Consider the following 21,898-nt stretch of genomic DNA (forward strand, 5'->3'; position numbering starts at 1 on the left):
ATACGAATTCCTTTTTATGCATTTATTTCAAAATTACTTTTTTGAATCCCTTTATAATTCCTTTAAAATAGTATGGACGGTGTAATCCCGCCCATACCCTTGTCTTTATCTCTTGAAATACTCGTAATTTGATTCATCCACAATGATAGCGCCTGTGTCAATATAACCGGGTACTCCGAGTACGCCTGCCGCTGCATTATCCGATGTGATCTCCACCTTGGAGTTATTCAGATTAATCAGAAGCTGTGTAGCATAATATGGCATTAACGCCGTCTGCTGAGCAACAGATGCGGAAATAATACCATCTTCAATCGCCTCCAGAATCTCATTGGAACGGTCCATTGCGATGATCTTCACATCTCCTGTACGTCCTGCTTCTCTGACTGCAGTGGCCGCTGCCGTGCCGCCGGTCGCATCCACACAGACGATTCCGTTCAGATCCGGATGTTTCTGCAGAACTGCCGCGATATTCTGTGCCGCAATTACGCTGTCCTGTTTGGTATCCACTTCCTCGATAATCTCGATTCCCGTTCCCTCAAATGCCTGCTTATAGCCTGCCACACGTTCTTCCAGGTTCGTCTGGCCCGGATTATACATGATCGCTACTTTTCCGCTGTCGCCCAAAAGCTCTTTCATCTTCTCTCCGCCTGTGATTCCCGCTTCCACATTTCCGGTTCCGACAAATGCAATTCTGCCTGAATCCGGAAGATCGGCATCTACCGTAACAACCGGGATACCTGCGTCCATGGCTTTCTTAATTGTCGGAGTCAGCTGCTCGTTGAAACCTACCACCACGATTCCGTTCGGTTTCTTTGCAATTGCCTGCTCAAATGCTGTAACCATGGCATTCATGTCCAGTTCCGCAGGCCCCACGAATTCTGTGCGCACACCCAGCTCTTCGCCTGCCATCTCCATGCCCATTTTGTGGTCGTAGAAATAAGGGTCTGACCCCAATGCAGATACCTGAATATAAAGCTGATCCGACAGATTGCTCTGTGAATCCCCATCCGTTCCCTGCGCATCACTCTTCGTGTCTTCCGTCTTTGCCGTGCTGTCCGTATCCTTGCTTCCTCCCTGACAGGCAGTAAGACCTATCGCCATCGCCAGAACCAAAACAACCACAACCATTTTCTTTTTCATAACATAACCTTCCTTTCCTTTTTTCACTTCGTTCATGTTAATTTCATTTTACATAAACATTTCGGTTCTGTAATCAACAATAGCTTACTAAATTAGCATATTTTTATAATATTTCCCCCACAATATTCTACACTTTTTATAAATTGCCTCACTTGAACTTTAAAATAATGCTAATTTCTTACATCTTTCTTGTTTTTGCACTGGTGCAAATGTAATATATACTTATAGTATAGAGGAAACGATATATCTTAACAGGCAGCGCGGTCTGCCTCGACACTCATTTTTATAAAATGTATTTGGGTAAAAGGAGGTTTTTACATGTCCGCAGAGACGATTTCCGTCCGGAATTTTCTGGTTACGGTTTCCCATGCAGCCTATCTCGAACAGGCTCCTATGACGCTGCATTTTATCAACTGCTTCAGCAGTTACTGGAGGTATATCAGCCGCCCGGATAAGGCGGCGCCTTTAAAACAGGAGCTGGACATGCTGATGCTGATCCGAGAAGTTTTTATCTCGATCCCCTTCTTTCAGATGCTGGATGAGAATCTCCCGGATATTCCGGAAGATCTGCTGATTCCAAGAAACTGCATTCTGGCACAGATCTGGGAAAATCTGGAGCAGCTCTCCAATGCCTCCCAGACCTATACTGCCCTTTATTTTGCCTGGAACAGCCCGCACAGTTCCCTGGAACTCACCGGCATGCTTCCCGGTGGAAGCATTTCTGCCCTGTACGAAATTACGATTTAGGAGGCCCTATGTATTCTGTAATCATAGTAGACGATGAAGCTTTATCCAGGTATGCGCTGCACGTAATGCTCAGCAAAAATATGCCTGATCTGAACGTGGCTGCTGAATGTGAGGACGGAGCCTCTGCGGTTCAGGCCGCCCTGAGATACAAGCCCGATATTGTAATCATTGATATCAAAATGCCCGGCATGAACGGACTCACTGCATCGAAAACAATTCTGGAGAATCTGCCGGGAACCACGATCCTGATCCTTACGGCATACGACAGCTTTGAATATGCAAGAGAAGCGCTCATAATAGGCGTCAAAGGATATTTGTTAAAGCCGCTGATAGAAAAGGAAGTCACGGAAACACTTCAAAAAATCACAGACAGCCTGTCCCAAAACAGAGCAATAAAAAATAAAGATGTGGAGGAGAAGGAGATTGTCTCTCTGGCAATCCCGGTTATAAAAAGGAATCTGGTAGCCAGTTATATCAATGGCACGGCTGCGCCGGCTCTGCTGGCGGAATACAGTCCTCTGCTGCCCGGGCTGACCGACTCAGGCTTTTTTATGCTGTTCCCACTTACCCAGTCCCCGGACAGCACCCTGCCTTTTTCGCCCCAGCCACCGGCAGATACATACAAACAGATCATCGAAAGCATTTCCCAGATGATAAACTTTCATAAGAACGTACTGATCGGGGAAGTCTCTTTTCATGTTCTCCCCCTGTTCTTCCACATTTCACCGTCCGATCCGTCCTGGCACGAGACAGCCTGCATGCTGGCGCGCAAGATTATCACTCTTTTAAACCAGCGTTTTAAGTTGAAAAGCGGAGCGGCCTTTGGCGGCGTCTATCATACCTGCCAGTTATTTAAATCATCCTACCAGGAGGCATTGGAGGTGCTCCCTGCGCTTCTGCCCGGCACCGTCATAGAGTACACCCCGGTTTTCAATTCCGCCCATGCCGTCTACCCATACTCTTTGGAAGAACTGTTTATTGACTCCCTTCGCAGCAGGAATACGGAAAGGGCCCATGAGTATGCACAGCAGCTTTTGAACGAGATCTTTACGGCCCGGAATTCTCTGCAGATTTCAAAAGAATATTCTATCCAGTTTTTGTCTGCCCTAAAAAGCCTGCTCCACCAGCTTGGTTTCAGGCAGACCAGCTTTGACCTGTATCCATTCCTATGCCAGATCCAATCCAGTGTCTCTGAACACCAGTTAAAAGAACACGTCAACTATGCACTGAATTCCTTTTTAGAGTTCCTCCAGAATGAATCTCAGGAAAAAAACTATGCACTTATGAAAAAGATCAATTATTATATGGAACGCGAACCGATACAGATGGTATCCCTGGAGGGCCTGTCCAGTTATCTGAATCTAACCCCACAGTACGTAAGCAAAGTATTTAAGGAGGAATACCATCTTAATTTTACAGACTATATCACGCAGAAAAAGATCAGCCTTGCCAAACCACTCCTGGAAAAAGGTACGCTTTCCGTTCAGGATGTCAGTATTCAGGTGGGCTACAGCGACCAAAACTATTTCTGCAGAATATTTAAGAAAATAACAGGGCTTACCCCAAAGGAGTACCAGAAATATGCGAAAACTCTTTAACTCCGCCTCCAGGCTGTCCACAAGGCTCTTACGGTATTTTTTAATCATTATCCTGATCATGTCCGGGATTTCTTTCTATTCCATACAGTCCAGCCGCAGCCTGAACCGGGCAAACAACGAGACGCTGGAGCATATCCAGAGCCTCCAGCTTCTGCTTGTTTCCCTGGAAGAATCCGCTACCACCGCGTCCAATTACTATGCACATCCATCCCCCGACTACCGCAGAAAGTTCCAGGACCAATGTTTAGACGCAATATCCTGCAGCGCTTCTATGCGGCTTCTTTACCCGGACTCTTACCTCTACCGGGATATTCAGGTCATGACCGAGTCCTATATGGATGCCACAACCAGATTATTTGACAACTATAACCCGGATGCCGCCTCCTACCTGTATACAAGAGAGCGCGTCAGTTTGGACTACATAAGAAATAACATCTACAATTATATTTAAAAGGGAATGTCCACGGAACTGGAACTGGCGGATGCGCGGATCCGCCAGAATACAAACGGCCTGAATACCAGCCAGAGCAGTCTCTATATTTTGCTGGTATTCTTCACCATGTTCTGCCTGTTTATTTCCTATCAGATATCCGCATATTTTGCAAAGCCGATTGTGGAGCTGAGCAAAAAATTCCGGCTGGTTGCACAGGGAGACCTGACGGTCAGTTATACGCCTCCCTCCCGGCAGAATGATGAGATTTGCCTGCTCGCCAGCTCTTTCAACAAGATGGTGCTGCAGCTGCAGGAAAACCAAGAGCGCCTGCTGGAAAAACAGCGCGTAGAAGCCCGGCTGCAGAATGAGATGCTGAAAAATATCGAGATGCAGAATTCCCTGAACCGTTCAGAACTGGAGTATCTTCTGATACAGATCAATCCGCATTTTCTGTATAATACACTGAATACGATTTCCGCCATGGCGATTATTGAGTCTGCCGCCCTCACAAAGGACATGCTGGACTGCCTCTCCGGGCTGCTCCGTAACAGCCTGACCGTTATGTCCGAGACCATCCCTCTCGCAACGGAAATCCAGACACTCACCTATTACCTGCAGATCCAGAAAGTCCGATTCCAGTCCCGGCTTCAATACAGGCTGGATGTTTCCCCTGACTGCCTGAACGAGAATATTCCAGCCATGATTCTGCAGCCGCTTGTGGAAAATGCGATTATCCATGGGCTGGAGGATCGGCCGGAGGAAGGGAATATTCTGATTACTGCAGAGAAGACCGAGGATACTCTTGTACTTTCCGTGGCAGACAACGGGATCGGTATTGCTCCTGAACTGCTGGAAGAACTGCAGACTGATAGACATTCTGCTAGGAAGGAGCAAAAACGCAGTATAGGTATTTACAATGTAAAGAAACGGCTTCATCTGATTTACAGCCTTAACGTCATGGAAATCACGAGTACCCAGGGGGAGGGCACTTGTATTACGCTGCGGCTGCCGCTTTTGGAGCCGGCCGCAGGCCAGGAAAATCAGGAAATTTATTAAGCCCGCCAAAGGCAGGCTTATAAAATAATTTATCTGGCAGGAGGGATATTGCAATTTCATTTTCAATATCCCTCATTTAACGCTGTATATTACATAATTGAATCAGTGTTCCATTATATCATGCCAGCATGGATGCCATAACGATTGTCTTATACTTCAGTTCCGCGGGGGCACCGCGGCTTACGCATACAATCGGACATTTTGCCCCGGTTATAATACCAAGCGGTTCTGCTCCCAGCATTTCTATAGACTTGCTGTACACATTGCCCGTCACAAGGTTGGGCATAATCAGCACGTCGACATCCCCCGCACAAGGGCTTTCATACTGTTTTGCCCTGGCCACATCCGGCTTCATTGCAAGGTCCAGTGAGATTGGGCCTTCTACGATACAGCCCGTGATTTCTCCCTCCCGGTTCATCCTTTTCAGCTCCACTGCATCCACAGACTCCTGGATTTTGGGTGAAAATGTCTCTGCAGCACAAAGGATTCCGACCTTAATATGATCGCCATATCCCAATCTATGCATGGAATCTACAATTAACCGGATCATTGCCGCTTTCTGTTCTAATGTGGGATAGACAACCAGACCGCCATCTGCAAAAAACAAAAGTTTATGATACCATGGAAGTTCTGTGATAGCGATATCCGTAATCAGTTTTTCATGTGGAAGGCCGTGCTCCTTATTCAAAACAGCACGCATAATCTCTGCCGTATTGATACTCCCTTTCATTAGAAAGTCCGCTTTTCCATCGCGTACCAGTGCAACCGCCTCATCCGCGGCCTCCTCACGGTTCTTTTTATCGATCACCCATTCGTCTTCTATCTCCGTCTTTAAATCATTTGATACTATTTCTAATATTTTGTCTCTGTTTCCAACCAGGAGAGGCTTTACGTACCCCTCCCTGGCTGCCCTGAGCACAGCTTCCAGCGTATGCGGATCTTCCGGAACCGCCACACTCAGCACCTTTCTCTGCTTTCCCGCGGATGCAGCCCGGATGGCTTCCTCAATTGTTTTTAATACCATAGTTCTCTTTCCTTTCCGGCCGGCATATTATAAGCCCCATTTTCTTGCAAGAACAAAGTTGGCAATACCGGCAATGACTGAAATGATAACGATGGACCAGATACCGCCCATAATACTGCCTGCCGTATCAGAAATATATCCCGCTACAATCGGTCCAATAATTCCGCCGATCTTCGTGACAATTAATGTAATCCCCATCAGCACCATTCCAAACTGTGGCGTACACATTTCATTCGGCATAACCCACTGAGGCCCTGCCGCGAAATGCATGATCAGATAAGATGCCAGGCACAGCATGGATAATGTCATGATCGAAGCCCCTGAATTGATTGCCATAGGAAGGATAATCAATGGGATCACGCTCCCAATAAACGCGATACCGCTGATCGCTGCCCTCCGCCCTTTCAGAAACTTATCGGATATCAATCCGCCGACCGGACTGCCAATGATTGCCCCTAAAAACGTCAGCGACTGGATTGCCGCACTTTGCTCCGGAGTAAATCCTTTTTCATTAAAGAGGATCGGCAGGACGAACGCGAGACAATATACATTCCAGCAGTATAAGAAAATTGGCACCATAAATGTCCAGAAGGAACCGCTCCTTATCATTTCTCTTGTATTCTTATAAGGGGTAAATTTTTTATTTTCATAAGTTTTCACCTCCGCTGTCTCGTCAAGCTCCGATCCCTCAATGATCTCGTCTATATTGGTACAGCCGTATTTTTTCTCGATATCCACATATACAAATAAAAACAGGAGGAATCCGGCCAGGTTCATTGCCACCAAAAGTATTCCGAATACCTGGTTCCATTCAAATCCATGCAGGAACATCTGGGTACAAATATTGGTGGATATCAGGTTCCCCATACCATACATACATGCCATAAATCCGGAAGCGAGGGAACGTTCTTTTCTTGGGAACCATACGATAGCCAGTGACATTACACAGCACGACATCAGTCCTGACCCAAATCCCTGGAACAGACGCGTAGCAAACATCAGGCCATAACTGGACGGCTTCAGGAAGAAAAGCAGGCCTGCAGCTACATATACAAGCATACCGCTCATGCAGACTTTCTTTGCTCCGATTTTGCGGACAAGCAAAGCGCCTATCAGTTCAAAGATTCCCATACCAACCGTACAGACTGTCTGCAAATAAGAAAGCCCGGTATCCCCTATACTGAACCATTCTTTCAGCTGTACTCCGGCCTGCTGCACCAGACTTGTCCCGACATAAATCTGACAATATGCAAGTACAACCAGAAGATACGGTATGAAGCGGTATGCCGGCGCTTTTTTTAATTTTATCTGATTTTCCATATTCTCTCTCCTTTTTACCCTTCCTCAAAACAAGGGAATATAATCTCACAAATTCCTTCTACATACGTAATCTCTTTATCTCATCCACCAATACAGGCAGCACCTGGAACAAATCTCCCACCACGCCGTAATCCGCAATATCAAAGATCGGGGCGTCAGCGTTTGTGTTGACTGCCACGATGCAGTCAGCCCCGCTCATACCTGCCGCATGCTGGATGGCCCCGGATATTCCACAGGCAATATAAAGCCTCGGCACCACCGTCCTTCCGGTCTGCCCCACCTGATGATTATGTGCAATCCAACCGGCATCTACCGCAGCTCTGGAGGCCCCCACTGCCCCGCCCAGAGCATCGGCCGCCGCCCGGATAGTATCAAAGCCTTCCGGCCCTCCAACTCCTCTGCCGCCCGAGACAATAATTTCGGCTCCTTCCAGATCTACATCCTCCGCATTCATGTCCTGAATCATTTCTACAATCCGGGTACGGATATCCTTCTCGTCTATATGGATATCTTCATAAATAATCTCTGCGTGGGATCCCTTCTCTTCCCCTTTTTTGAATACTCCGGGGCGTACCGTTCCAATCTGCGGGCGATGGTCCGGACACTGGATTGTTGCCATAAGGTTTCCCCCAAATGCGGGTCTCGTCCATGCCACATTTCCATTTTCTTCATCAATATCCAGGGCCGTACAATCTGCGGTAAGCCCTGTCTTCAGCCTGCATGCAATACGAGGACCCAGATCCCGCCCGTTATTGGTAGCCCCAATCAGCATGCTCGCCGGCTTATACTTTCCGACCAGCGCATACAAGGCGTCCACATAGGCATCTGTCCGGTATTGCTTGTATTCCGGTCCGTCTACGACAATGATTTTATCCGCTCCCAGCCGGCCGGCCGACTCTGCCGCCGCTGCTGTCTGATAACCAATAACTACCGCGGCAAGCTGACCTCCCTGCTTATCTGCCAGGCCACGTCCCGGATTCAGGAGTTCCAGGCCGACCTTGACCGCACTGCCGTCCTCCTTTGTCTCAATAAAGACCCATAAGTCATTTGTATTTGTATCCAAAACCACTCCTCCTTTAGACTACTTTTGCCTCATCCAGAAGCGCTGCTAATTCTTTTCCGGCTTGTACCGCATTCTTTCCGGTAATTTTAATCCCTCCCACTTTCTTTTGCGGAACGAACGTCTTTTTTACCTTTGTCGGCGAACCTTTTAATCCGATCATGGCATCCTCGATGTCTGTCGTATCTGCATGCGTAATGACATGGATCTCAGCTTTTCTGGATGCAAGAAGACTTTTGATTGTCGCAAGCCTTGGCTCCCATGATGCTTTCGTAAAGGTAACGACAGCCGGGAGGTCTGCTTCGATAATCTGAAAACCTTCCTCCACTTCCTTTTTGATGCGGATACATGCCCCCTCCCTTTTCGCTTCCAGTCCGTATGTAATCTGGGGATATCCAAGATGTTCTGCAAGCTCCGGCCCCACCTGGGCGGTATCTCCGTCAATTGCCTGTTTTCCGCAGAATATGAGATCTATATTTCCTTCCCGTTTTTGGACCTCTTTAAGGCCCTGTGACAGTATATAGCTCGTAGCCAGTGTATCCGATCCCCCAAACGCTCTGTCCGACATCAGATAAGCCGCATCAGCTCCCATAGACAGGCATTCTCTGAGAACCGCCTTTGCTGCTTCTGGACCCATGGACATTACTATGATCTTAGTTCCTTTTGGATCCGCATCTTTCAGCCTGGCCGCCGCTTCCATAGCGTATGCATCAAAAGGATTCAGAATACTGGGTACTCCCGCACGAATCAATGTATTCCGTACCGGATCAATCTTAATTTCAGTTGTGTCCGGTACCTGCTTCACACAAACAAGTATATTCATGATATTTCTTTTTCCTTTCTCTTCCTTTGCCTTCCTATATAATTGCCTGCATATTCCTGCTCTCACCCTCATAAACGGCCGGCTGTTCCTCTCCGTTGAGAACACGCAGAGCCCCCAATGCCAGGGCTTCATTCTCAAACCCGCCGGGATAAGTACAAAGAGGAGCTAATTTTCCAACTCTCTGCCGTATTAGTTCGACCAAAGCGGTACTGTGGGACATTCCCGCCGTCAGAACAATTGCATCTGCCTCTCCGCATAATGCGGCATAGCAGGCTCCGATTTCCCTGGAAATCTGATATGCCAGCGCCTTGAATACCAATTCCGCTTCGGTGTCTCCTTTTTCAATCCGCTTTTCGATTTCCCGCAAATCTTCCGTTCCAAGATATGCTTTAAGCCCGGCTTCCCCTTTTAATAGTTTAAATACCTGTCTTTCCGTATACTTTCCGCTGTAACAGAGGTGTACCAGCTGGCCTGTTGGGAGTGTCCCAGCACGGTTTGGTGAGAATGCGCCGTCGCCATCACCGCTGGAATCATTGACATCGATGATCCGTCCATGTTCATGCGCCCCTACGGAAACGCCGCCTCCCATATGCACCACAATCAGGTTCACGTCTTCGTACCTGCTGCCCAGATCTTTAGCAGCCCTTCTGGCTACTGCCCTGTGGTTCAGCGCATGGAACGACGCCCTCTTATAAAACAATGGATTCCCGGTAATCCGCGCCTCCGGAAGAAACTGGTTTACAGTAGAAGGATCCGTTGTCAGCAGAGGTATTTCTTTCTTTATCCCTTCCTGCAGGCGCATTGCTATTTCATAAGTCAGATAGGTTGCGTGCGTTGCAGATTTGTCCGGATGGTACATGGATTTCAAATGTTCTTCCAGAGCACCTTCCACCACAAAGGTGCCGCCCTCTCCCCCATAAAACATTCCGCCAAAACGGGGTGCAATTGCATCAAAATCAGCGACCTCCATATGGATGGAATTCAGCCACTCCAAAACTTTCTTTGTTTTTAGCTCCACTTCCTGTTCAGAAGTCAGGCTGAGGTCGATTTCTTCTTGTGTATAATCCATCGAATAGTCTTCCACACAGATTTCGTCTTCCCAGACCGATAATTTTGCAGACGTACCGCCGAAATTTAAAGTCAGAATTCTATACATTTTTTCTGTCTCCTTTCCTGGGATTATATTTCTTTCCAGATCTCCGCTTCTGTAGGAGACTCTTTGCCGGGAACCGTATAGAAAAGTCTGGTATAGTTCAGAAGGTGCTCAAAAGTCAGATTTTCTCCCAGCACGTTCTGCTGCCAGTAACCGCAGCCAAGACCGGTTGTTGCAATGATTCCATTGGTATAATACGGTTCACCGCCGATAATGCCATTGTTATTGTTTACGATCAGGCGGCAGACCGGAAGTTCCAGACCGGCATAGCGCTGGTGTTCCTTATTCAAAGTATAGATATCACTGGAATGTCCGGCCCCTTCGTTCAAAAGATTAGCCTTTGCAATTGCAACACCCTCCGCCCAATCTCCGGAATAAGTAATATAATTAGTCACCGGACACATCTTTTCCTTACAGAGAAGTTCATCCTTTCCATATTTATGGATCTCTACAAAGAAGGACTTTACTTCAGCAGGTACATCCAGGCCGATTGCCTTTCCTATTGTCTGTACAGACTGTCCGACATAGTCCGGATTAGCACGATAAGAGCCCTCTTTCTCCTCGAATAGCAGGTTCCTAAGTTTTGCCACGGTTTCCTCCTCTTTGATTACCATAGCCCCATGCTTCACAAACGCCGCAACGATTGCTTCCGCGTCCTCCTCCGGCATGATCACCGTCTGTTCTCCGGTACATGGAATTCCACTATCCCAGATGCGGTTTTCGATTGCACCTTCCGCCAGCGAGTCAAAGTAGTCCTGCATCCCTTTATCAATCACAACCTGACAGTTTCCCTGTCCAACGCCGAGCGATGGCTTTCCGCTGCTGTTTGCAGCCTTTACCATGCCTGGACCGCCCGTAGCGATTACAACGTCACAGGCTGCCATTGCCGCTGCCGTCATCTCTATGGACGGCTCCTCAATCACCTGTACCAAATCTGCCGGGGCGCCTGCTTTTACGATGGCTTCCCGCATTAGCTGTCCACAGTGATTCGATACATTTTTTGCTCTTGGATGGGGACAGATAATGATGGCGTTCCCGCTTTTCAACGCATACATTGCATTGCCTCCAAAACAAGTGGTCGGATTTGTTACAGGCTGTACTGCTGAGATAACACCGATGGGCTTTGCAATCTTGAGGATGCAATCCACATCCAGCTTACCTTGCTCCCAGCCAACGACGCCGGTTGAGATCTTATCTTTTGTATAGCACCATTGTGTCGTCATCGCGGCACGCTGTTTCAGTATCTTTCCTTCCACGGTTCCCATGCCTGTCTCTTCCACTGCTTCTTTTGCAAAAATTTCTGCATTGTCATACACACAACGTGCCGCTGCTCTTGCAGTCCGGTTCAGCCCTTCCTGGTCAAACGAAGCATACACCGCCTGTGCCTCTCTTGCCTTTTTTACCAATTGGTCTATATATTCCTGTGTTGCTGCTGATATTTCCATATTCACTGCTCCTTTCTTAAATCATCCGTGCGATGTCATATGCACTATGTACGCATGTATAGACGTTTCCTGCCTTCTGCGCATCTCCGGCCGTATAGTACTCGATGCCGGATCCTTTGAATTCTTCTTTCATATCCGGATTTGCCCTTGTCCCCAGAGAAAGTATCACGGTATCCGCCGCAACCTCTTGTGATGCTTTACCATCCGCCGATGTGATGACAGCCCCCCGATCGTTTACTTCGCGGATCAGCCAGCCGCATTTTACATCAACATGATGATGGTCCAGGAGATCCGGAATCATCTGTCGTACACTTGGAGATATCATCGGCGTTGCCTTCAGCACTTCGGGCAATGCTTCCACCAGAGTGACCGAAGCCCCCTGCGCCGCAAAGTCAATCGCACATTCACAGCCGACCAGTCCGCCTCCGACACAGACCACTTTCTCCCCGATCCTAAGATGGTTCGCAAGTACATCCACCGCTGTTTTACATTTTTTGTGATCCGCTCCCGGAATATCCGGGACAACCGCATGAGCTCCTACCGCGTTGATGACAACATCTGGATTCAGTCTTTTGATTGCATCTGCATCCATCTCCCGATGATAGATCACCGGTATCTTAAGTTCTTCAATCTCCTGTATGTACCATTTGACTAACTGCCGTATTTCTTCTTTGAATACATGTGCTCCGGCCGGAAGCAGTAGTCCTCCCAGACAGCCGCTTTTCTCGTAGATTGTGACATCGTGCCCCCGCATCTTTGCAATTCTGGCTGCCTCCATTCCGGCAATCCCTCCGCCGATCACCGCAACCTTTTTCTTCATAAGCGCAGGTACCGTCTGATAATAACTCTCTTTCTGCAGTTGTGGATTTACGGCGCAGGCCACATGTTCACAACCGTCAAAGATCTTATAGCAGCAGGTCGTGCATCCGATACAAGGACGAATCTTATCCGGACGTCCCATTTCTACTTTATGCGCATAATATGGGTCCGCCAAGGACGGCCGTCCAAGGACGATTCCATCGATTTCTCCTTTTTCAATAGCTTCTTCCCCCATCCGCGGGTCATTCATACGGGATCCGCACAGGATTGGAATTCCTACAGCCTTCTTTACCTCTTTTGCAAGCGGAATCACATGGCCTTTCGGCATATACATGGGCGGAGCCGCATGGTAAAACGTGTCGTAGATCCCCACATCCACATTCAGCATGTCATACCCTGATTGCTCAAGGATCTTTGCAATTCTGACCGCTTCTTCCAATGTTCTCCCTTTTTCATCCTCACCGGTAAAGTTCCGCTTGTTCAGTCCGGAAATATAGCTCTTTAATCCCAGGCGCATGGTGACAATAAAATCATCTCCGCAAGTCTGCTTAATGCCCTGTACAATCTCCGATGCTGCACGCATCTGGTTCTCCAAGGACCCGCCATACTCATCTTCCCGCTGATTGGTAATTGCCATCGCAAACTGATCCAGCAGATAGCCCCAGTGCATAGCATGAACCTCCACTCCGGTAAATCCGGAACGCTTCATAAGTTCGGATGCCTGTATTACCGAATCAATTTTCTTTTTAATCTGTTCCTTTGTCAGCACAAGACTTTTGATTTCCGGAGAGCCATATACCTCCACAGCGGAAGGTGCATAAAGCCCTGCATAATTTCTTCCCAGTCCCATAGTTACCTGCTGGATGATCTTAGCCCCATAGAAATCAGCCCTTTCATTCATGCGGGCTGCCATCTTGGCAAAGTCATCCGGATGATTCATAAAATTAAAGCTTTGGTCCGTAGGATCCACTTCCCTGTCCGGATACAACGCGCCGGCGAATATGATTCCGAAGCCGCCGCGCGCCCTTTCTGTAAAATATTCCAGCGCAGTCTCCGTATACTCCCCGTGCGCCCCCTGGAGATCGCCATATCCGCCGCCCATTGGCGCTACACACATTCTGTTTTTGAATATTGTTCTGCGAACTTTCAAAGGGGATAATAAATGTTGAAATTGATTGCCCATAACTTCACCTTCTTCCTTTATCTGACACCCATCTTCTTGGAAATGATCATTTTATGTACTTCCGATGTTCCGTCAAAAATTGTAAAGATCCTGAGATCCCGGTAGATCCTCTCGATCGGATACCCTGCGCAGTAACCATATCCGCCAAATACCTGCAGACATTTGTCCGCAACCTGGTTCGCCGTCTCCGTCGCATAATACTTTGCCATAGAAGCCATATACGTCTCATGCTTTCCCGCATCCAGTGCGGCCGCACACCGATATGTAAGCAGTCTTGCTGCATCCAGTTTAGTCTGGCACTCAGCAAGGACAAACTGGGTATTCTGGAACTGTGAAATCGGTCTGCCAAACTGTACCCTCTGTTTTGCATATTCTACAGCCACGTCAATGGCTTCCTGTGCCAGACCGAGCGCACCGGCCGCCACACCGAGACGGGCCCCCATCAGACTATCCTTTGCATTGAGGAAACCTTCTCCTACTTTTCCAATCTGATTTTCCACGGGTACTCTGCAATCGGTATAGAATACATTGTTCAGTCCCACGCCGTGGATCCCCATTTTTCTCTCTGTTGCCCCAATGCTAAGTCCTTTAGCATCTTTATCTACAATAAGGCAGACCGTCCCCTCTTCCGTTTTTGCAAACGTAATAATATAATCTGCGCGGTCGGCATTTGTAATAAAGGTCTTCTGTCCGTTTATGATCCAGCATTCGCCCTCCAACGCTGCCACGGTCTGCATGCCCCGCGCATCGGAACCCACATTCGGCTCTGTCAGGGCAAATGCGCCCTTCAATCTTCCCTCCGCAGTACCCGGCAAATATTTCTGCTTCTGTTCCGGTGTCCCGCTGTCTATAATCGCCCCATTAAACGCCCCGTTCTGACCGGCTACGGGGGAGTACATAACTCCTGCGCCCTTTGAGACCTCCTCAATTGCAACTGCAAGTGCAAGATATCCCAGATGATTCCCGCCAAATTCCTCCGGTATCGTAAACCCGAACAATCCCAGTCTCCCCATCTTCCTCCAAAGCTCTTCAGGGATGTATAAATTCTCCTGGTCAAACTGTTCTGCCAACGGACGAATCTCCCTGTCTGTAAAATCCCGGATCAGATTTCTGACAGCCTTCAAATCTTCGTCCAGCTCAAATCCATTAAATCCCATCATTTCTCCTTTCTACTCAAAGTGTGGTTCCCGTTTTTCCAGAAACGCACGCATTCCTTCCCTCTGATCTTTACTTCCATAGTTCATCCCGATCATAAATGTCATCAGCTCACATGCCTTTTCTGCATCCATCTCATAACTGAGTGTCATAAGTCTTTTGCCATCCGCGATTGCATTCCGGCTGTTTTTACAAATGCGTTTTGCCAACTCCCTGCAGAATTCCATCAGTTTATCCGATGGCACGATATGTTCCACCATTCCAAGCTCCATTGCCCGGGCGGCCGGAACCTTTTCTGCCGTCGCAAGAAGCTCCTTTGCCCTACCAAGCCCTACTAGCTTGGGCAGGCGCATAGTACCGCCCGACCCAGGAAAGGAACCGATAGCGGTTTCCGTAAGCCCAAGCTTTGCGGTGTCTGACGCCACCCGGACATCGCAGGCCAGCGCCAGCTCAAGCCCGCCGCCAAGTGCGTAGCCGTTCACTGCTGCAATCGTAAAGGGCCTGGCTAATTCTATTTTTCGGAAAAGGCGGGTTGTAGTCTTGCTGAACCGCATTGCCTCCTGAGGTGACGCCTCTTTCATGCATGATATATCTGCTCCTGCCGCAAAGCTCCTTCCCTCGCCTGTTATAATAATAACCTTGCAGGATTCATCTTCATTCAGCCTGTCGATCATGCCCTCCAGTTCATCAAGCATCGGGATTGTTAAGGCATTTAGTACTTTCGGCCTGTTAAAAGTAATTGTAGCGATGCGTTGTTCTTGTTTATATGATATTTCTTCCGACATATCGTTTTCCTTTCCTAAGCAGCACAGTCTTTTGACTTAATCCATGTCCCAGAGCAGCACGGGCTTAATGGTTACACCCGTATGGGCATCTTCCATAGCCTGTTCCAGTTCAGTGAAATGATAGAATTTAATCAGTTTGTCAAACGGGAACATTCCTCTTTTGTAAAGCTCTGCCATAATCGGAATAATGGTGTCCCCTTCCACATTTCCCATACGGATAAACTGAACATTCTTACAGTCCTGGCACTCTGTCGTAAAGTATTCGAAGTTCAGTTCATTGATGAATGCCACGGATGCACAACGGCCTCCCATCTTCAATGCCTTCATTCCACCTTTATAACAGATTCCCTGTCCGGTACATTCGGCCATCCCCTGGGCGCCGCCGCCCGTGATGTCGTTCAGGGCCTCTCCCATTTCATCTGCTGTCATCCCTTTGCTGTTCAAAGCAGCATCTGCACCGAGCTCCATGGCAATATCCAACCTGTTCTGCAGAATATCTACCATCACGACCTTGGCTCCCATTGCTTTTGCCGTCCACAGAGCGCCAAACCCAACCGCGCCTGTTCCCGTGATGATCACCCAGTCATTCAGTTTTGGCTTCACAACATTGTAGATTGAACCGGCTCCGGTGCGGAACCCGCATCCTAGAGGTCCGGCAATCCTCAGGTCAAAATCATCCGGGAGTTTTGTACAGTTGTTTATATGAATGGTACTGTACTCAGCCAGAGCGGATTGATTAAAGAAGGTATATACAGGTTTTCCGTTTCTGCTCAGAGGCCCCGGCGTTCCGTAATAGTCCACGCCCCGGATCTCCAGATCATCCACATGTTCGCACGCCCACTGCTGGCCGCTGGAGCAGGCTGCACAGGTACCGCACCATGGCGTAGACATGGCCACCTTATCCCCTACCTTAAACTTGGTAACGCCAGGTCCTACCTGAACGACTTCCCCTGCACCTTCATGACCCAGAACAATCGGGAATGGGAGGCCCAGCCCCCACAGATTAACCTGTTCCGCACGCTCCGTATGGCACAAGCCGCAGCTTACAATTTTTACCTGGATTTCATTCGCTCTTGGATCTGCAATCTCCACATCATCTTCCCAATGGAAATCCTGGTGGAACCCGTCTAATATCGCTGCTTTCATTTTTTTTGACATAAGAATATCCTCCTTTGGTTTTCGTTTTTTTCTTATATATGTATCTTAAACTACGTCCGAAGGCCTTACAATTTACGATACTTTTTACTTGTCGAGATGTAGATTCCTGCATTTAACTGTCCATATATTGACATTTTTTAATTATGTAAATTGAAAAGCAGAAATTTCCTCCCTCTGTCAGGAATATTTCTCGGCATAGAAAATGAGAGTCCCTAAAAAAGGGGCTCTCATTTTTAAAAATAATCCTATATTGTATTCTTCCTCACGACTTTAAAAGTGAAAATCCATTTTCTTAGCGGCATCTACATACGGACTTCCGGACTCTTCTCCTGATTGTATCGGCTCAAATATAACCGAATTCAGGGACATAAGCCTGGATCGCAGAATGTTTTTTGCCAGCTCCTCCGGTGTCATATCAATTTCCCCCAGAATCCAATGGATTCTCATATAAATCCCGGCAACCGAATGATAATCTGAAGAAAATTTCTGTTCCTTTGTGAGAGGGATCCCCGCATTGTGGGACTGATGCCAGTCCCGGTCATACGTCTGGCTGTGTTTGTACATAAAATCCACAAGACAATTCGTACCGGTAATCTCGCACGCCTGTCTTAAAAACTTGCGGTATTTCAAATCATTTTTGAACGCATTTACTGTCGCATTATAATAGTTCAGTTCGTGAAGATTTTCTCTCTTCCAGTCGGCAATGATGCGATGTTCATAAATGTACTGGATTAGGTCCAGTTTGTCCTTAAAATGATTATAAAAGGTCTGCCTGCTGATACCCGATTTAGCCTGGATATCGCCTATTGTGATTTTCTTCAAATGCTTCTCTTCACATAACTGCAACATTGCATCCACAATAATTGATTTTACATCGATCCCCATGGAAACACTCCTTTCATCTTGTGATATTTATCATAAGATTATTATACCAAGTCTCTGCCGAAAGGAACAGATTTCAATACATAAAAATAGGATTTTCATTAATAACCAATAGATAAATCAATGTGAATATACATACACAAATCGTAATAATCTAAAAGGCTTTACAGCTCGCCCCGAGCTTCCCGTCTGGATAATTCTTTCATAATCTCCGGTAATTTCGCATCCAGCCTGTTAAACGAAGATATAATTCCCAACAGACCATACATAACAATCGGCGCCCAGATGTAAAGTGTTTTGATTGCTTGGATTGCCCGGTCCGGCTGCACCGCTCCCCCTGTAGTGGATGAGACAAATCCAAACGCTCCAATAATCGCCGTAATCAGTGAGAGGATAATCCCGCCTCCTACTTTCTGTCCCACAGAGCTAGCCGAAAAGACCAGTGTTTCCTGCCTCTGATGTGTCTTCCACTGTCCGAACTCAATCACATCGGCCACCATACCATTGAAGAACGCTGACGATGGGCCCTGTCCAAGCCCGCGGATCACCACCACCGCATAGTTTACCGGGATACTATAGGGCGCCGCCAGCAGCAGCAGGTGTCCCAGAATTACCAGCCCGCTTCCCATAACCAGCAGGGTCACTCTTTTTATTCCTGTTTTTCTTATTACAAGCATCATTAAGATTGATATTCCCCAGAATATTTTTTCAATAATAAATAGAGAGCTGTACATTGTATCGCTGTTCAGCACATACTTTGTATAATAAGACATCGTGGTACCGTTTACTCCGAACGTAGTCGCCCAGAATACCCAAAAACAAATTGCCCACCACCAGTACTGATTTGAAAAGAGTGCCTTCAGCTGCTTTTGCAGCGGTATGCTGCTCCCCTGTTTTCTAGCTGCAATATGAACGGTTTCCTTACAGTTTACGAAACAGATCAAATGCACTGCCAATGCATAGACTGCCCAGATTGTCATGACTTTTACCCATGCCTTCTGGTCATTTCCTAACAGTTTCACTAATGGAAGTGAAAGGCCTGAAGATATGATGTGGCCTACCGGAGCCAGACCAAGACGCCATACCCCCAATTTTTCACGTTCTTTTGTATCTCTTGACATAAAAGAACACAAGGTTGCCTGAGCCAGATTACTGATCGTATAGCATACCGTGTTTGCAAAATTGTATGCAATAAAAATGTAACATATTTTCATTGTCTCCGACCCCTGCGGCACCGTAAAACATGCCACACAGGCAACCGAAAACGGAACACTGATCCATAATATCCATGGACGCACCGTCCCCCATTTTGATTTTGTCTTCTGCATGACCAGGCCGGCTATAAAATCAGATACTCCGTCCAACACCCTGGAAATCAGCATGACAAGTGCCACAAAAGCCGGTGATAAGCCGATATAGTCTGTGTAAAACAAAACAAGTAAAGAAGATACTGTAGAAAACATAATATTATCCCCTGTATCTCCCAGCGCATATGAAATATACGTCTTAAATGTTATCTTCTCTTTTGCCTGTTCTGGTTCCAGATTTCTTGTTACCATCGTTCCCATTCCCTCTGCCTCCTTTGTTTAATATGACTATAATGTCCATTTATTCCTTAAAAAAATTGTATATTCTACCCTGTTTTTTCTCAATTTACATCTTTTAGTTAATTTCCAGAAGTAGACATTTTTTCTTTTATATCAACATTATCAAAATAATATCCGGCAGAAGGCCTGTGATTGATTTATCTTCAGTTGCCAGTGCACGAAGCGCCCTTCGTGTAACACAAAAAGACCGCCCCTGCTCTCGCAGTGACGGTCTGTCAACTCTTATTAATCCTGTACGTATGGCATTAAAGCAATGTGTCTAGCTCTCTTGATTGCTACGGTAAGAGCTCTCTGATGCTTTGCACAGTTTCCTGTAATTCTTCTCGGAAGAATCTTGCCTCTCTCAGAGATGTATTTCTTTAACTTTGCTACGTCTTTATAATCGATCTCGTTATTCTCTTTACCACAGAATACGCATACTTTTTTTCTTCTGCGGGCCGGTCCTCTTCTTTTGAAGCCGCCTTCTGGTCTGCCGCCTTTTTCGTAAGCCATGTCTTTTTACCTCCTATATTAATAGAAAGATTTCACAACCGTGTCTTAATTAAACGGTAATTCTTCGTCGATCCCGTCCGGGATGTTCATGAATCCGTCGCCTGCATCAACACTTGGTGAAGGACTTGGAGCCGCCTGATGGAAAGAAGAGCCTCTGTTGGCTTCACTCTCCGCTCTGCTCTCAGCAAATTCCTGATCCTCTACAATTACCTCTGTTGTGTATACTTTCACGCCGTCCTTGTTCGTGTAACTTCCGGTCTGAATACGTCCGGAAATGGAAACACGCATTCCCTGGCGGAAATACTTCTCCGCGAACTCACCGGAACGCCCGAATACAACACACGGAATAAAATCCGCTGTAGGTTCGTTGTCCCTCTTGAATCTGCGGTCAACAGCCAATGTATATCTAGCAACTGCAGTTGCACTATCACCCTGTGAATATCTAACTTCCGGGTCTCTTGTGAGACGTCCTACTAAAACTACCTTATTCATATATACCTCTTTCTCTATGCTTCCTGTCTAACGCATAAATATCTGAGTACATTGTCCATGATGCGGATACGTTGTTCCACTTCTGCAGGAACAGTACTGTCAGACTCGAAGTGGATGAAGTAGTAATATCCTTCTTTCATCTTCTGAATTTCGTAAGCAAATCTTCTCTTACCCCATTCATCAACGTCAGTCACATTGCCGCCGAAACGTGAAACTAATGCTTTCACTTTTTCAACAACTTCTGCTCTAGCGTCGTCTTCGATTTTTGCACTGACAACAACAGCTAACTCATACTTGTTCATGTCTCTTGCACCTCCTTATGGTCTCTGGCCCCCGGATCACCCGGGAACAAGGAAATTTGATGTCCGTGGATATAGAATCCTACGGGTACGTCACGAGTAATTATCATACCATAAGAACTTGTCCGGTTCAAGACTTTTTGCGAATTTCTTTTGTATTTTTTTCCACAAGCTTACGTGGAACCATGATCTGATGGCCGCATCCCGCACATTTCAGCCGGAAGTCCGCGCCCACACGCAGCACCTCCCACTCATGGCTTCCGCAGGGATGGGGCTTTTTCATACGAATTATATCACCGATATCAAATCTTTCTGCCACATTCATCCTCCTTATCCATCATATATTCTGAATATTCTGAAAACGAGCTGCAAAGGGGTCAGACCCCTTTACTCCTCCACAAGAACTCCCTGGAGCAGGAAGCGCTCATCATCGTTTACGTTGGTGCATGTTGACAAGCTGACGATCCTGGACTGGCCATTCACCTCTACATCCACCTGGTAGTTAGAAGACTCTTTGCAAATCTGGAGATAGCTGGAGAATTCCTCGTCATTCAGGTAAGTCAAATTGTAATTTTCTGCCGTATCTTTCACTGTTCCTACGGAGAATACCTGATACTTGAACTCTCCTTCCGGGGTATAGATGTAGAAGTACGGATGTTCCTTGCAGAATTCCTCACTGGCGTACTCGCTCAGCTGGGAGAACATCTCTCCGCCCACCTTCAGGTTGTGTCCGTATATAAATGTGTTTCTGTCGCTGAGGTTCGTGGCGTTTCGCATGTCCATAAAAATTGCACCCAGCTTGTTGTCATTAGCTGTAAATGTTTTTGTCAGATACTCGTTGTTATCTGCACTTTTTACAACAGGGTAACTAATTACTGAGGGCTCATCGAACCTAATCCATGCTACGGTATCCGGATTTTCTTTCAATAATGCATCAAAATCCACAGTATAGCCCGGTTCTCCGTCCTCTTCCTCATTCTTATCAACCGTAAGCGCCAGTTTCTTCACATCGTCATATTCTTTTCCGCCTGAATAATAAGGTACCAGCATTATGGTAAGCTGATACGCGCAAAAAACAAATACGCATATTGCAATAATCAATATGGCGGTAGATATAACTTCTCCAACAGAGCTTTCCTTTTTATGCCTTTTTTTCTTACTCATCGCGTGTTTCTCCTCTTCCCATCTCTTCTTCCGGTCTCATAGCGTTCTAATCCTGATTATTGT

The 21,898-nt window shown here is 46.9% G+C and carries 22 protein-coding genes; 4 read left to right on the forward strand and 18 right to left on the reverse strand.

Annotation, left to right across the window (positions count from 1 at the left end; translation table 11 throughout):
- Positions 1–105 precede the first annotated feature (105 nt).
- On the reverse strand, positions 106–1,140 hold the full coding sequence (locus BN1938_RS11775) for a substrate-binding domain-containing protein (RefSeq protein ID WP_187376306.1): 1,035 nt from the start codon (positions 1,138–1,140) through the stop codon (positions 106–108).
- A 318-nt stretch (positions 1,141–1,458) separates the two neighbouring features.
- On the opposite strand from BN1938_RS11775, the gene BN1938_RS11780 reads away from it, so the two are divergent.
- Genes BN1938_RS11780 through BN1938_RS11795 form a run of 4 tightly spaced genes read left to right on the forward strand, consistent with a single transcriptional unit; the run spans position 1,459 to position 4,974 of the window.
- Positions 1,459–1,887 carry a hypothetical protein gene (locus BN1938_RS11780; protein ID WP_050640759.1) on the forward strand — a complete coding sequence of 143 codons (429 nt, stop codon included), beginning with the start codon at positions 1,459–1,461 and terminating at the stop codon, positions 1,885–1,887.
- A gap of 8 nt (positions 1,888–1,895) precedes the next feature.
- Positions 1,896–3,485 (forward strand): response regulator, encoded by a 1,590-nt coding sequence (locus BN1938_RS11785; RefSeq protein WP_050640760.1) that lies wholly within the window; start codon positions 1,896–1,898, stop codon positions 3,483–3,485.
- Positions 3,469–3,936 carry a hypothetical protein gene (locus tag BN1938_RS11790; protein WP_050640761.1) on the forward strand — a complete coding sequence of 156 codons (468 nt, stop codon included), beginning with the start codon at positions 3,469–3,471 and terminating at the stop codon, positions 3,934–3,936. Before BN1938_RS11785 ends, BN1938_RS11790 begins: the two co-directional genes overlap by 17 nt.
- A gap of 6 nt (positions 3,937–3,942) precedes the next feature.
- Positions 3,943–4,974 carry a sensor histidine kinase gene (locus tag BN1938_RS11795; RefSeq protein ID WP_050640762.1) on the forward strand — a complete coding sequence of 344 codons (1,032 nt, stop codon included), beginning with the start codon at positions 3,943–3,945 and terminating at the stop codon, positions 4,972–4,974.
- Positions 4,975–5,092: 118 nt separating this feature from the next.
- On the opposite strand, the gene BN1938_RS11800 is transcribed toward BN1938_RS11795, so the two are convergent.
- The 17 genes from BN1938_RS11800 to srtB all read right to left on the reverse strand — a co-directional run bounded on the left by BN1938_RS11800 (position 5,093) and on the right by srtB (position 21,835).
- Positions 5,093–5,998 (reverse strand): phosphate acyltransferase, encoded by a 906-nt coding sequence (locus tag BN1938_RS11800; RefSeq protein WP_050640763.1) that lies wholly within the window; start codon positions 5,996–5,998, stop codon positions 5,093–5,095.
- A gap of 27 nt (positions 5,999–6,025) precedes the next feature.
- A complete protein-coding gene (locus BN1938_RS11805; RefSeq protein WP_050640764.1) occupies positions 6,026–7,318 on the reverse strand; it encodes an MFS transporter in 1,293 nt (430 codons plus the stop codon).
- A gap of 58 nt (positions 7,319–7,376) precedes the next feature.
- Positions 7,377–8,381 carry an electron transfer flavoprotein subunit alpha/FixB family protein gene (locus tag BN1938_RS11810; RefSeq protein ID WP_050640765.1) on the reverse strand — a complete coding sequence of 335 codons (1,005 nt, stop codon included), beginning with the start codon at positions 8,379–8,381 and terminating at the stop codon, positions 7,377–7,379.
- Positions 8,382–8,394: 13 nt separating this feature from the next.
- Entirely contained in the window at positions 8,395–9,201 is an 807-nt protein-coding gene (locus BN1938_RS11815; RefSeq protein ID WP_050640887.1) for an electron transfer flavoprotein subunit beta/FixA family protein, read from the reverse strand.
- 34 nt (positions 9,202–9,235) lie between these two features.
- Positions 9,236–10,357 (reverse strand): butyrate kinase, encoded by a 1,122-nt coding sequence (gene buk / locus BN1938_RS11820; protein ID WP_050640766.1) that lies wholly within the window; start codon positions 10,355–10,357, stop codon positions 9,236–9,238.
- Positions 10,358–10,380: 23 nt separating this feature from the next.
- Positions 10,381–11,799, reverse strand: a complete 1,419-nt coding sequence (locus BN1938_RS11825) for an aldehyde dehydrogenase family protein (protein ID WP_050640767.1) — start codon at positions 11,797–11,799, stop codon at positions 10,381–10,383.
- 16 nt (positions 11,800–11,815) lie between these two features.
- A complete protein-coding gene (locus BN1938_RS11830; RefSeq protein WP_050640768.1) occupies positions 11,816–13,801 on the reverse strand; it encodes an oxidoreductase in 1,986 nt (661 codons plus the stop codon).
- A 17-nt stretch (positions 13,802–13,818) separates the two neighbouring features.
- The gene (locus tag BN1938_RS11835; RefSeq protein WP_050640769.1) at positions 13,819–14,958 is read right to left on the reverse strand and encodes an acyl-CoA dehydrogenase family protein; all 1,140 of its coding nucleotides are present in this window, start codon (positions 14,956–14,958) and stop codon (positions 13,819–13,821) included.
- Between the two features lie 12 nt (positions 14,959–14,970).
- On the reverse strand, positions 14,971–15,741 hold the full coding sequence (locus BN1938_RS11840) for an enoyl-CoA hydratase/isomerase family protein (RefSeq protein ID WP_050640770.1): 771 nt from the start codon (positions 15,739–15,741) through the stop codon (positions 14,971–14,973).
- A gap of 36 nt (positions 15,742–15,777) precedes the next feature.
- Complete coding sequence (locus tag BN1938_RS11845) at positions 15,778–16,899, reverse strand: alcohol dehydrogenase catalytic domain-containing protein (RefSeq protein WP_050640771.1); 1,122 nt, start codon at positions 16,897–16,899, stop codon at positions 15,778–15,780.
- 270 nt (positions 16,900–17,169) lie between these two features.
- Positions 17,170–17,784 carry a TetR/AcrR family transcriptional regulator C-terminal domain-containing protein gene (locus BN1938_RS11850; RefSeq protein ID WP_050640772.1) on the reverse strand — a complete coding sequence of 205 codons (615 nt, stop codon included), beginning with the start codon at positions 17,782–17,784 and terminating at the stop codon, positions 17,170–17,172.
- A 161-nt stretch (positions 17,785–17,945) separates the two neighbouring features.
- Positions 17,946–19,349, reverse strand: a complete 1,404-nt coding sequence (locus BN1938_RS11855; protein WP_050640773.1) for an MFS transporter — start codon at positions 19,347–19,349, stop codon at positions 17,946–17,948.
- 264 nt (positions 19,350–19,613) lie between these two features.
- A complete protein-coding gene (gene rpsR, locus BN1938_RS11860) occupies positions 19,614–19,880 on the reverse strand; it encodes a 30S ribosomal protein S18 (RefSeq protein WP_025655760.1) in 267 nt (88 codons plus the stop codon).
- A 45-nt stretch (positions 19,881–19,925) separates the two neighbouring features.
- Entirely contained in the window at positions 19,926–20,372 is a 447-nt protein-coding gene (locus tag BN1938_RS11865; protein WP_050640774.1) for a single-stranded DNA-binding protein, read from the reverse strand.
- A gap of 14 nt (positions 20,373–20,386) precedes the next feature.
- On the reverse strand, positions 20,387–20,674 hold the full coding sequence (rpsF, locus tag BN1938_RS11870) for a 30S ribosomal protein S6 (RefSeq protein WP_050640775.1): 288 nt from the start codon (positions 20,672–20,674) through the stop codon (positions 20,387–20,389).
- 127 nt (positions 20,675–20,801) lie between these two features.
- Positions 20,802–20,996: a DUF951 domain-containing protein gene (locus BN1938_RS11875; RefSeq protein WP_369794762.1), complete on the reverse strand. Its 195-nt coding sequence runs from the start codon at positions 20,994–20,996 to the stop codon at positions 20,802–20,804.
- Between the two features lie 62 nt (positions 20,997–21,058).
- On the reverse strand, positions 21,059–21,835 hold the full coding sequence (gene srtB / locus BN1938_RS11880) for a class B sortase (protein ID WP_050640776.1): 777 nt from the start codon (positions 21,833–21,835) through the stop codon (positions 21,059–21,061).
- Positions 21,836–21,898 lie beyond the last annotated feature (63 nt).

It is taken from the genome of Eubacterium sp. SB2 (assembly GCF_001244405.1).
Taxonomy (GTDB): Bacteria; Bacillota; Clostridia; order Lachnospirales; family Lachnospiraceae; genus Faecalicatena; species Faecalicatena contortus_B.